The sequence below is a fragment of the Citreicella sp. C3M06 genome (assembly GCF_018860705.1).
In the GTDB taxonomy this organism is placed as follows: Bacteria; Pseudomonadota; Alphaproteobacteria; order Rhodobacterales; family Rhodobacteraceae; genus Salipiger.
Window position 1 is genome coordinate 1 of the sequence record NZ_JAHKQA010000029.1, and the last position, 12,212, is coordinate 12,212.

A 12,212-nucleotide genomic window follows, 5' to 3' on the forward strand; every position below is an offset into this window, starting at 1 on the left:
GACACCGGTCAAGTACCCCTCTCGGGACATTGCTTTGCAATGCCCTGCCGGGCAAGGGACAAGCGCAGATACAAGCGGCGCAACCGCATCGAGATCATGTTCGGCAGGCTCAAGGACTGGCGGCGGGTGGCGACACGCTACGATCGCTGTCCCAAGGTGTTCCTCTCCGCCATCGCTCTCGCGGCTCTAGTCATCTATTGGTTATGAATCCTGACCCTAGTGGATGCGGCCGTGGACGAGGACCTTCATCCCCTTTTCGCAATGCTCGGCGACCGTCTTGCCGAGACCGTTGAAGCAGGTGATGCGGTGCCATTCGGTGTCCATGACCCGGTAGCCGTTCTCGTCGCGCATCACACGGCCTTCCGAGAGGCGGGGACGCGAGGTGGCGAGGCTGAAGTTGGTGATCTTGGTGCCGCTCTGGGTGGTGCGGACTTCGGGGGTCTGACCGATGTTGCCGGCGAGGATGACGATGTTCTGCATGATAAGCTCCTGTGTTTCCTGTCTTCAGGACCGTCCCTTCGACAAGACCCTGAAAAAGCCCGTCGGGCGACGCGTGCACGGTGGACAGCATGGACACCGGACACCCCCAGAGAACCGGGGTGGAGCGGGCAGGACGCCAAAGGCGGCCAGCACGGCCCGGACTGACGCGGGGTTGCGCGCAGGAGACCGAACGGGATTAGGGGATTGTCAGTCGAAGGGATGGCCCAGGAGACAGAGAGATGCGGGGAGCCTATGCCAGACCATGTCCCCTTGCCAATCGGACTGTTTGACCCAAAGCCCAGCATCCCACCAGCGGCCAAAGTGGCTATCACCAGCTCTCGTCGCACTGCCCTTGCCTGCTAGGAAATGCAGGGCCCTGCCGCGACATGCTAGCGATACCGGAACATCTAGGACCCGGCACGCATCAATGGCTTATTACGATCTCGAGGCACTGTCGCTCGGCGAGCTGACGAAAATTCAGGCGGACGTCGCCAAGGCGATCTCCACATTCGAGGATCGTCAGAAGGCGGAGGCCCGCGCCAAGGTGGAAGCTTTCGCCCAACCCTCTGAGCGAGAGCGCCGAAGTCATCTTACGAGAGCACCGCAGCGATGGGGCAGAAGAGCCATTTGCCGTCGGTCGTGCGAGGAGCAATGCTAGGCTTGGTGCAAGCGCAAGCGACGGTTTGCCTACCGCTGCAACTGCGCCGCAAATATCCTCGATAGCTGCAGCGATGGTTTCGAGACACGCACCGAACCGCCTCCCCTTCATCGCGAAGGATAATCCGGCCACGTTCGATCACTCTGGCGTCGCGCCCGACTCTTCAGGGCCATGCGCCGCAGCGTTGGCGCCCGTGGTTGGCTGTCGGCGAAAACCGTGACGAAAACCTGTTCCGCAATTGGTATTTTGGCATATTTACATCAAGTTACCTCTTTGGCAGGCTCTATCTGCGGTCGACGACCGAGGCAACGCGGGAGCGAACATTGGATTTCACCACCAGAGGAACTAATCCACAATTTCTCCCTGATGGCATCGAAATCCTCCTTGTTGATCATCTGCGGAAGATTTTCCGAGAGGATGCACGAGAACTCGAATCTCTTAACAAGCGCCTGGAGCAGGCTCGACAAGATGCCGAACGATTGAAGTCAAAGGCCAAAGACGCCGCCGATTTGCGGCTCTTGAAACTTCAAGCCTGCCTGGTCAAAGCCAACACCACCTGTGACCACGTCGCGGCGGAGCTAAGGAGCTTCGAGGGCAACCGGGAAAAGTGCCAAGACTTGATTTCAAGGGCGCGCGAGGGGAGGTGGTCGAAGACAGAAAATGCGAAAGCGAAGGAATTTGCCGACGATGCGCTGTCAGGTCTGAAGCAGGAGATTGCGCGAGCCGAGACGCAGATCGAGGATTTACGGAAACGACATGACGAGACGTCACAAGAGACACAGGTCCTGACGGAAGCGAAAAACGCTGCCGAGCAGCAATTGTTTCTCTTGCTGGGAGGGGGGACTCCACCGGCATTTCATGACGCTCTGAGAAAGCGCGAGACAGATCTCGAAGCGGAATTTCAGGCGGAATCAGAAGAAAACGTGGATCTATTGAGGACGCGTGAAAGCGATGTTTTGACTGCGGAAGTCGATTTGAATCGGCTGAACGGCGAGATGGAGGCCGCTCGTGCACGGACCTCGCAAATGGCCTTGGCTGGGCGGATCGGGCGGATCGCACGAAATCTCGATCCGCGGAACTTGGTCTGGCGTAGTGAAGCTTCCATTCGAAAGGACATCGACACCCGACGGCAGGAACTGGACACTGCAAGCGCGGATGTAGAGCGTATCAGGAAAGAGTTGGCAGACCTGCGGGCGACTTACGAGACAGAGCTTGAGGCTCTGCCGGAATCTCTGCGCGGAAAGCTGATCGACGAAACCAAAACGAATTTGAGTGATCTCTCAAACAAGCTCGCGAACATCGAGCGGATGGTCCATGAAATCAAATCCGAGCTGGAAGCGCACGAATCTGAGCTTTCGAAATACCGAAAGGAATTTGAGGTCGAGCATCAGCGGCATGTGACGGCTCGCTTGGATAACATGCTCTGTCACGCACAAACTGCCCTCGACGAAAACGAAAAAGAGATAGACGAGGCGGCCGGGCGCCTGCAACGCGCAGAACAGAGCCGAGCGCGCCTTTTGAGTATGATCGACGGGCGACGTGCAAGGCTGGAAACCGCACTTGCTGATTGCGATGGTCGGGCGAGAGCGCATCTCGAACCTCTCCAGCGCGCCCAAGCTCGTTTGCGTCGCCGGCTTCAGGATCGTGCGCAAAAGGCGGGAATGGTTCATGACCCGAAGACTGGCACGTTCCGGGAGCAGGAGGTTCCTCAACTTGAGACTGCTGTTGCCCGAGCGACCTATCGTCGGCGCGGCGAGGCCTTGTCCTCTCTTGCGACCTTGCCGGTCTTGCTCCAGCGACGCGAGCAAACAGGCTATGTGAGCAAGGATGATGAAAGACTTGCGACGGTCTTTGCAGCCATTCGTGACGAAGTGGAGCCAAGTGAAGCCGAGCGCCCCGAATTCATCGACCGTTTCTGCAACATTGTCTTTGGCGATGACGAGGAGGAACGGCCGTTTTTCGTCTCCTTGGTGTCAAAGAAGGATGACCAACTGCTTGTTCTGGTTCGACCTGCAGAAGTGCTGCCGCAACTGCAAAGCTGCTTGCCTGAGGCAATGTCGGTTTGCCTGCTTTGCCGGCTCGATTACGGTTCCAGAAATACGCCGGACAACACGACGCTTCTAGTTCTGGACGCTGCGGTAGTTCCGGATTGCGCGCCGCGCCCATTTGAGGCAGTCGCTTCTTTTTTGCGCTATACATCGCGACGCTCGTTGCCAGCAGCGACACCTGCACTTGATGAGATCCTGGAGCAAGCGCTAGCTCTACCAGACATGCTGGAGGAAGAGCTCCAGGATCGGTTGACTGACTGGCAAGGCTATCTGGAATGGGCCAACCGCGAGATTTCGCGCAAGGCGCCTTGGGCAGCATTGGGACCCGGCGAGTGGGAAGACAATGCCTGGAATGGTGTTGTCATTTGTGAAGGTGCTGCGGCGGTCCGCCATATTTCCGGTGCCCGCCTGCCGAAGGACACACGCCGCAGTGTTGAGCTCTATCCCTTGGAAGAACCCTGGAAGCAGGGTGATCGTAAGGGCCGCAACATCCGTTATCGCTGTACTGATTTCAAGGTAATCGGACCCGCTACACTCAGGCAGGATTTCTTGAAGGATTGCCCATGGCCTGACCCCAAAGCAATTCAGGTCCAGCTGAAATTTTCGCGCAAGGCTGATGTGGCTGCGTTGGCCAAGATGGCCGAAAGAACATCGCTTGGATTGAGAGATTTGAGCGAAGCAGCCGGCTCAAAGACGCAACTTGATCGTTACGGGTCAGCCCTGACGCAATTGCAGTTCGGGGCGAGCGGTCGGCGGCAAACCAACCGCTTGCCCGCTGCCCCCTATTTGATGGCGTCGCTTTTCAACGTGGCGCTGGCGGCAAAACCATCAGACAGGCCTGATCGGCTTTTGAATGAGCCGATCGCCCAGATGTACCGCCTTAACGAGGATCAAAAAGCTGCCGTCGGCGTCATGCTGGCCGCGCCCGAAATCGCCTATGTTCAGGGCCCGCCGGGAACCGGAAAGACCACGATGATCGCTGCGGCTTGCGCGCACTTCGTCCGGTCGGGGCATCGCGTGCTGATTGCCTCGCAGACCAACCTTGCGGTCGAGAACGCCCTGGATCGCCTTAGGGATGACCCCGAGGTTCGACAGCTTTGGCTAAGCAAAAACGACGGAGAGGAAAGGAAATCGACAGCTGTCGCCGAGTGGTATGGGATGGCCGCAGAACATGTGAAACAGAAGGTGAGCGGGCCGCTCAAGTCGCTGACAGCAGAGGTCAAGCAACTGCAGATCTGGCTCGGGCGCGCCCAAAAGCTGGACGATGACCGAAGGGTTTCCGATGCGGACATTGCGGCGCGCAAGGATACGCTCAAGCGAGCCAATGCAAGGCTGGACGAGGTGAAAGCGCTCCAGAAGGCGGCGTCAGAAACTAACAGGCGTGCGGCATGGTGGGCCATGGCTCGCAGCGCGCTTGCGAATTTGGAGGATTGGGATCCCTCCTGCTTTTGGCCTGAGCTCGCGCCAGATGTGGCCGAGCTTCTAGCAATGATTGTTGAGCAGGAGGGAGGTAGGGCGCATCTTGAGGTCTCGGCGCCAGCTCTGCATCGCTAGGTGCAAGAACGGATCCGCGGCATCCAGTCGAGGTTGAGGGACGAAGGGGATCAAGTTGGACGAGAGAGCGCCGAGGGCGCAAGACAGCGGATACTCGATGCGTGGCCGGATAATGTGTCGCCCGTAGCGGAAGGATCCGGCGACGACGAGGCGAGCGCAAAAACCGAAGCAGTGGCCGGCCGCGCGCGTATGCTTGCACAGCAGGCCCTGGACGATGCACGCATCCGTGGCGATACGGTCGATGAACAGTGTGTGAAACTGTTGTCGGAGGCGAGTGAGTTTCTCGATCTTCCGGCCGAATCCTCGCCGTCAGACCTTTCAGCCGCAATTGCCCGGATCGAGGGCATTCTGGACTTGCAAGTAAGCCGCCTCGCAGAAGCCAATCCACTTGAAGATTGGTTGCCTTTGCTGGATCAATGGGTTGGCGACCTGAAGCAGCAGGCAGACAAACCCTCCACCACGGATCGCATGGGCGAACGCTACGTCCGCAGCGCCAATGTTATCGGCATCACGTGCAACGCCGACTTCAGGATCCTTTCTGACAACGGATTTTCCAGCTTTGACGTGGTGATCGTTGACGAGGTCAGCAAGGCGACTCCGCTGGAGTTGCTACGCCCGATGCTTCTTGCACCCAAGACGATCCTTGTTGGTGATCACCGGCAGCTTCCTCCGACGTTCGAGTTTGCGTCTTTCTCGAACCCGGACACGTCTCCCACGGACGACGAGGATGCGGATGCTTTGGAGCGTGAGGCAGAATTGCTTCGTAAATACGAGCGTTTGACGACGGCATCGCTGTTCCGCGACGGCTTTGCCGAAATAGACCCCCGTAGTAGGGCAGCCCTGAACACCCAATACCGCATGCATCCGCAGATCATGTCGCTGATCAATCGTTTCTACGATGGGCGATTGCAATCTGGACTGACCGATCCGGATGGGCTGGATACCAGCGCCAGATGGTCATGGAGGACACACGGCCTAAACCTGAACTCTCGAACCGGCGGACAATATCTTACAGAGAGACTTCATGCGCTGTGGATCGACAGTTCGGAAGATGAAGCCGGAAAGGTTGCCTACGAGGACAGCGACGGGACCGGCATCGGAAACAAGCTTGAGGCACGGCTCGTTGCCCAAGTCGTCGAGGACCTCGTCAATACCTGCGAACGGGAACATCGCACCAAGACCATCGCCGTCGCCACTTTCTACAACCGCCAGAAAAGGTTGATCCGCAAAGAACTCGAGTCCAGGCTCGGCCAGCGTTTCAAGGGCATACAAATAGACGTCGAGACGGTCGACCGATTCCAGGGGAAGGAGGCGGACATCGTGATCGTCAGCATGGTTCGCAACAGATCTCGGCGTTTGGGCAAGAACTCCAATCCGGCGAAATTCGAAAGGATCAATGTGGCGTTCTCGCGGGCGCGCGATCTCTTGGTGGTGATCGGAGCGCGAAAGACCTTCGAGCGATTTGAGGTTGCGATCGAACCTGTTGACGATGGCGCGCCGCGACGCACCCCCGTCTATGGGCAGATCATCGGAGACATCAAGGAACTTGGCGGTCTCTGGCAGGCCAAAGATATCCTTGGGCCAAAACCGCTGCGCTCCAAGAGGAATAACCCATGAGGCTAGGAGAGGTATCTGTGTGGTTTCCGGTCCTGCACCTTCGTGCAAAGGTAACCTATCGCCTCCTTCCGGAACTCACTCCACTGCACCGGGCTCTGGAAGAGGCAGTGGTTCGGTTTTCGCAAAGCGACAACACCTTGGCCAAAGCACCGATCGGAAGCTTGTTTCGGGAGGTTTTTGGCGTGTCGGGCGCAAGGGAAATCTTGCCCGATGTGCTCGGCGATCTTATCGAACGCGGGCGCGTTCATCGGGTCGCAGAGCACGAAATCGACCCGTCCTTGCTCCGCCTTGCCGATCTTGCGCCCGGGCCAGAGGAGCCGAATGATGCATGTGCGGCGGAGCCGTCAGAGCAAGCCCAAAAATCGGCACAGGATCGAACAATCGAGCGGTTCTTTGATCCGGTGCTAGAAGAAATCGTTGAGGCCGGTGTTCTGCTGCCCGAGCCCGTGGAGGGGAGCTGTTTCCGTATCCCTGTCGATCCTTTCGCGACCGATCCTCCTCGGCATTGGATCGACGGCGAACTCAGGGCTGATTTGCAAGACGACATGCAAGTATACAATGCAACCTGCGAGAAGATTGGTCATCGATGGCGCCGCAGCAACGCGATTCTTGTCCTCAATGACGGCGAGCTTTCCTTCGAATGCAGCGACCCGCGCGAGAGCGAGTACTTACGCGGTCTTCCACAAACGGTGCGGCGTTCCTGGTTGTTGCCGGACCGCCAAGACGGATCGAACCGCTCCCGCCTTGACGATGATGCCGAGGTATCGCTCCATTGCCGTTTGCCCGAGGGGCTCGATGGGCTGACATTGGTTCGTGGCTTGCCCGAGGCTATATCGACTGAGTTGGATTTTCCGTCATTGGCCGTCCTGGCGAAGCTCGATCCCGTGGCAGGGGTAACCGCGCCGACCTTCATTTCGCCGCCAGCCCGGGGGCAAGCCATGCGGGTGGCTTATCCGCGCGAAGACAATCTAGGTGTCGCGGGTGTCTTTCTGGCGAGGGAGGGGCGCGAATACCTTAGGTTGCCCATCATATGGGAAGGATTGCACGCTGAAATCGGGGTGTTCCGCAGGACAGGTGGCTTTGCGCAGAGCTGTTCGGAATGGAGCGAATTGGTCGCTGCCCTTGAAAGTGAATGCCGGTTTTCGGAAGCGCCGGAGATATTTGTGCTGCCTGCATTTTGGCTGAAGCCAGCAGAGTTTTGGATGGGGCTCATTGATCGGGTAAGGCATGAGCCGGGGTCGCAAACGTGGATGCAAAGGATTGTTGACGCGCTAGAAATTCTGCCGCGCCCTGTCATTGAAGGGTTGGTCGAAACCTTGGCGAGTGAACCCTCACTGGCTCAATTCCGACGTTCACAGCCTGAACTCGGCAGACTCGACCCTACGGCAACGGAACTTGTTTCCGAAATTAATGAGCAATCTCGGGAGGTGGGGCATATTCCGCCAGAATGCGACAGGGTCGTCGCATTTGATACCTCTGCCATTCTTGAGTTCGGCGACCTCGCCGATCACCTCTTGCCGACAGATTTTTTTGTTTTTCCGGAAACGGTTGCGGGCGAAATCGAAAGGAAGAAAACACAGCGAGACGACTTCCGATGGAAAAGTCGGAAGAATTTGCGCGCAATTTCGACACTTCCGAAAAATCAATTGACGGCACCCTTCCCTGATGTGAGCTACCTAAAGTCAGGCGACAAACGAAATTCAGATGGAGAGATTATTGCAGTCCTGATTCCGTACCGTCAGACAGATCGCAAAATCATTCTCGTCTCGCAGGACCTGGATTTCGTGCCGAGGTGCAAATCATACGATATCGATGTGATGACGGCAGAAGTTTTCATAGCCGAATCAAAGACACGGCGGAGGGACATCCAGAAATGAGCTTTGTGGCAGATAGGCGTTGGCGAATAGAAGCTCAAAAGCGAAGAGAGATGTATCTTGATCGCATCCGGGACACTACAGCGCGATATGCCGAACGAAATCTCGAACGCCTTGATGCCTTGGCTGAACAAGGCTTGGATGTTTTCGTTGCAAAAGATTACGGCGATTGCCGCAGGGCGCTTGCGCGGGTCGAACAGTTGTTAAGCAGAGACCCGGAACAAGCGCGGGATGAAAACATCCGCTTGTCCGGTATGATGCGTGGCTTGAACGGCCGCGCCCGTGAGAACCGTCGCGCCGCTCAGGCCGCCGAGAGAGAAGCGGCAGCCGCAGCCGCCGAGGTCGAGCGAGAAACCGCGCGGGAGCGCCTGGCGGGCGAACGCGATGCGCGGACCGAAAGAAACGCGCAGGAGCTGGCTGCACAGAGTAATTTGCTCGATATGCTCCGCAAAGCGCGTGCGTCCTTGCCGGGCGCAATCGAGCGGGACCTCTGCCAGCAGGATCTGATGGCGCTTCGCCGCGAAATTGAGAGCGCGCCAATCGACCTTGCGGTTTATGAGCGTCGGCGTTCAGAGCTGGCAAGCCGCCTTGATGCAGTAATGGCGGGCGCCCGAGAAAAGGCCGAAACTCTCAAACACGCCAAGCAACGCGAAGACGACCGACGCGAGAAGGAAGCCCTGCTGGAGGACGCGATGGCGGTCTATGCGCAATTGGGCGACGATCTGGCCCAAGCAGCGATCAGTGGCTTGGGACCGAACCTGACCGATGAGGGGCTTACGCTGCAAGACTTGGATGAAAGGCTTTCTGCGATCCGCCAAGCGGCCGATGAACGCGCCCTGCAGGAGGCCGCGCGACGACACGTGGTTTCTGGTCTTTTGCGAGAACTGCGCAACGCGGGGTTTGTCGTTACCGACCCGAAGCTCGAAGCGGGCGAGGCCGCCGCCGTGGTGATCAAAGCACAGCGACCGTCTGGCGCGCAGGCGGCTTTTCGCGTCAATCTGGATGGGATGACTTATAAATTCGATCACTATCAAGGGCAGGCTTGCCTTGATGACGCTGACAAGGTCTTACCTCGGCTGCAGGATATCTACGGGATCGAACTCGAGGAAGAGAAGGTTTCGTGGCGCAATCCGGACATGATCGGAAAATCGGCCAAGAAATTGCCGGACGGTTCGGAGGAGCGCAGGAAATGAAACCGGTTCATCGTCCTGTATGGTTGCGTAGCTTGGAAACGCATGCGGGCCTGGTGTCTTGCCTTGTCGTTCACGGCGAGGTTTACGATCTGCGCCGCAATCCTTGGACGACAGAGTATCAGCGCATACCCGAAATGGTCGCCGCGGCCCTTCGCGAGGGCGCCTTCAAGTCCGTGATCGAATGGGATCCCGTAACAGGGGTCCACGGCCGCGATGCGGCGAAATGGGAGACCCTGGCCAGCTCGGCAGGGCCGACCGACGCTCGGGGCGCGACGTATGCTGTTGCCCCAGATGCCCGTTTTGACAGTGCGGAACCTTCGCCGGTTACTGTGGAAGATTTCGTCGCCATCGTGCTCAGGGTACTGTCCGACAAGACCGCGCAGCCGACGGCCTTTGTCGCCAATCTGGCGAACTTTGCGTTCTCATTCGGCCAGAATCCATCACAGAGTGAACGAGACCTACTTGCGCAACTTGCCAAGGCCATTGTCGGCGCGGCGCACCCAGAGGACGCAGGGCCAAAGAACCTGTTGGTTCTGATCACTCCCGCCGCCCACGCGCTTCCCTTGTCGATGCTACCGGGACCGGCGCATCTGCGCGAGGTCGTCGTGCCGCTGCCGGACCGGCAGGAGCGGTCCACGATACTTGGAGACCGGCTTCATCAATGGCGGCTAAAGAACCGGCCCAAGGTCGGTCAGGCGGGATATGAGGACCTGATTGATGCGCTCGACGGGATGTCGTGCCAGGATATTCTGAATATCGAAGGACTGTCTGTCCGATGCGCTGAAACCGAAGAGTTGACGGCCGACAGTCTGTTGAGCCTCTATCGTCATGGTATTCAGACCAGTGCGTGGGAGGCGCTCAGCCGCGATAAGCTTCTCTCGATGCCGGCCATGTTGGAAGAGCGCGTCAAAGGCCAAACTCACGCGATCGAGAAAGTCACCGCTGTCACCATCCGAGCCTTTACCGGCCTTTCAGGCTTGCAGCATTCTAGGCGGCAACGAATGCCGAAAGGTTCTCTTTTCTTCGTCGGCCCCACCGGGGTCGGTAAGACGGAACTGGCAAAATCTCTCGCGGAGTTCCTCTTTGGGGACGAAGAGGCGTTCATTCGTTTCGACATGTCAGAGTTCAACCATGAACACAGCGATCAAAGACTCATCGGCGCGCCGCCGGGATATGTCGGCTATGAAGAGGGTGGGCAGTTGACGAATGCCATCCGAAAGCGTCCTTTTTGCGTCCTCCTGTTCGACGAAATCGAGAAGGCCCATGTACGAATTCTCGACAAGTTTCTGCAAATTCTGGAGGATGGCCGCCTTACCGACGGACGTGGTCAAACCGTGAGCTTCTCGGAAGCAATCATAATATTCACCTCAAACATTGGTGCAGCCGAGATAGCTCCGACATTGACCGACGAAGAGACTAGGAAGGCTTTCAACAGCAGCGTGCGGGATCATTTCGTTAGAGAAATGGGGCGACCTGAACTTTTGAACCGAATTGGTGACAATATCGTCGCGTTCAACTTTGTTCGTGACAGGGGCTTTCTAGCTGAAATCATGCGGAGCAAACTTGGCTCGCTTCGCGCGCAGCTCCAAGACAAATATGGAATTCGGGCCGTCCGGATCGCTGAGGAACGTGTATTTCTTGAGAAGGTTGCAGGCGAAATCGACCCCACCATGGGCGGACGCGGAGCCATAACCGCATTGACGAAATGGGTGATCGACCCGATTTCCACTTTTCTTTTCAACGAGGTGCCGGATCGGGCCATGTGTATCGGCCAGACGCTTGCTATCGAGTTGGCGGACGAAGATTTGCCTCGTGTGACACTTGAGGCGTCATGACCCGCTATTTGAACATTGCTTCCCGTATACCCTGCACGTCCGTCGAAGGGCCTGGCCTACGCTATGCGCTTTGGGTTCAGGGCTGCGACATCGATTGTCCCGGATGTTGCAATCCGGATTTGTTGCCCTTCGTGCGCAGGCAGACCATTCTTTCATCGCGAATCGTGGACGAGATAGAGCAGGCCCGCGACCACTACGGCATTGAAGGGGTCACTTTCCTTGGAGGTGAGCCGTCCTATCAAGCGCAAGGGCTGGCGGAGGTCGCCTCCTCCTGCCAGAGACTTGGAATATCCGTAATGGTATTCACCGGCTTCAGGCTGGAACAACTTCGTCGGCGAAATCTGCCGGGAGTTGATGCGTTGCTTGACCACTCTGATATCGTGGTCGACGGCCCCTTCGTTGCTGCACTGCCGGATCAGAGGCGAAATTGGGTAGGTTCCTCGAACCAGAGGTTCCACTACATGACTTCAAGATACGAGCGCTCGATTGAGACGTCATCTTTTGATCGCCCGGCTGTCGAAGTGCGTGTGGGGTTGGACGACCAATTGCGAATGAATGGATTTCCAATGACCCATTCTGCGGAGCCTCCCTTCAAGCCGAGTTGAGACGGAGACGGGTGGATATCGGGCATAGGCGGTCACTCCGCCGTCGATATGCCCAGGGGGCGCACTGTCTGACGTCAGCACCCGTGGGACAGATTTGAGGATTTGAACAACGGAGGGTTTCTGGTTCATCGTAGCCTTTAAGGAGCGAAGATGAACAAGAAGCCCGGAACATCGAAAGACGCAGCTAACAAGCTGGTCAAAAACATCCGCCGCAAGACCCGCCAGACCTACTCGGCGGAGGAGAAGATCCGCATTGTTTTGGCCGGATTGCGCGGGGAGGAAAGCATCTCGGCATTATGTCGCCGCGAGGGTATCTCTGACAGCCTGTATGACGTTGTTGCACATATC

8 protein-coding genes and 1 pseudogene are annotated in these 12,212 nt (G+C 57.6%); 8 read left to right on the forward strand and 1 reads right to left on the reverse strand.

The window, feature by feature from the left end; genetic code table 11:
* The coding region (locus KO516_RS05595; RefSeq protein WP_216002816.1) for a transposase at nt 1-207 on the forward strand (207 nt) is incomplete at its 5' end.
* A 12-nt stretch (nt 208-219) separates the two neighbouring features.
* Here the strand turns inward: KO516_RS05595 and KO516_RS05600 are convergent.
* Nucleotides 220-480, reverse strand: a pseudogene (locus KO516_RS05600) (single-stranded DNA-binding protein); the annotation flags it as partial.
* Nucleotides 481-1,461: 981 nt separating this feature from the next.
* Here KO516_RS05600 and KO516_RS05605 point away from each other — a divergent pair.
* From KO516_RS05605 to KO516_RS05635, 7 genes are all read left to right on the forward strand, one after another.
* Nucleotides 1,462-4,740: an AAA domain-containing protein gene (locus tag KO516_RS05605; protein ID WP_216002817.1), complete on the forward strand. Its 3,279-nt coding sequence runs from the start codon at nt 1,462-1,464 to the stop codon at nt 4,738-4,740.
* Nucleotides 4,741-6,357: an AAA domain-containing protein gene (locus KO516_RS05610; protein WP_216002818.1), complete on the forward strand. Its 1,617-nt coding sequence runs from the start codon at nt 4,741-4,743 to the stop codon at nt 6,355-6,357.
* Complete coding sequence (locus tag KO516_RS05615) at nt 6,354-8,234, forward strand: PIN domain-containing protein (protein WP_216002819.1); 1,881 nt, start codon at nt 6,354-6,356, stop codon at nt 8,232-8,234. The genes KO516_RS05610 and KO516_RS05615 overlap by 4 nt, the downstream gene beginning before the upstream one ends.
* Before the next feature lie 50 nt (nt 8,235-8,284).
* On the forward strand, nt 8,285-9,424 hold the full coding sequence (locus KO516_RS05620; protein WP_216002820.1) for a hypothetical protein: 1,140 nt from the start codon (nt 8,285-8,287) through the stop codon (nt 9,422-9,424).
* Nucleotides 9,352-11,259: an AAA family ATPase gene (locus KO516_RS24700; protein WP_216002821.1), complete on the forward strand. Its 1,908-nt coding sequence runs from the start codon at nt 9,352-9,354 to the stop codon at nt 11,257-11,259. Before KO516_RS05620 ends, KO516_RS24700 begins: the two co-directional genes overlap by 73 nt.
* Complete coding sequence (locus KO516_RS05630; RefSeq protein WP_216002822.1) at nt 11,256-11,864, forward strand: 4Fe-4S single cluster domain-containing protein; 609 nt, start codon at nt 11,256-11,258, stop codon at nt 11,862-11,864. The genes KO516_RS24700 and KO516_RS05630 overlap by 4 nt, the downstream gene beginning before the upstream one ends.
* A gap of 150 nt (nt 11,865-12,014) precedes the next feature.
* The coding region (locus KO516_RS05635; RefSeq protein ID WP_216002823.1) for a transposase at nt 12,015-12,212 on the forward strand (198 nt) is incomplete at its 3' end.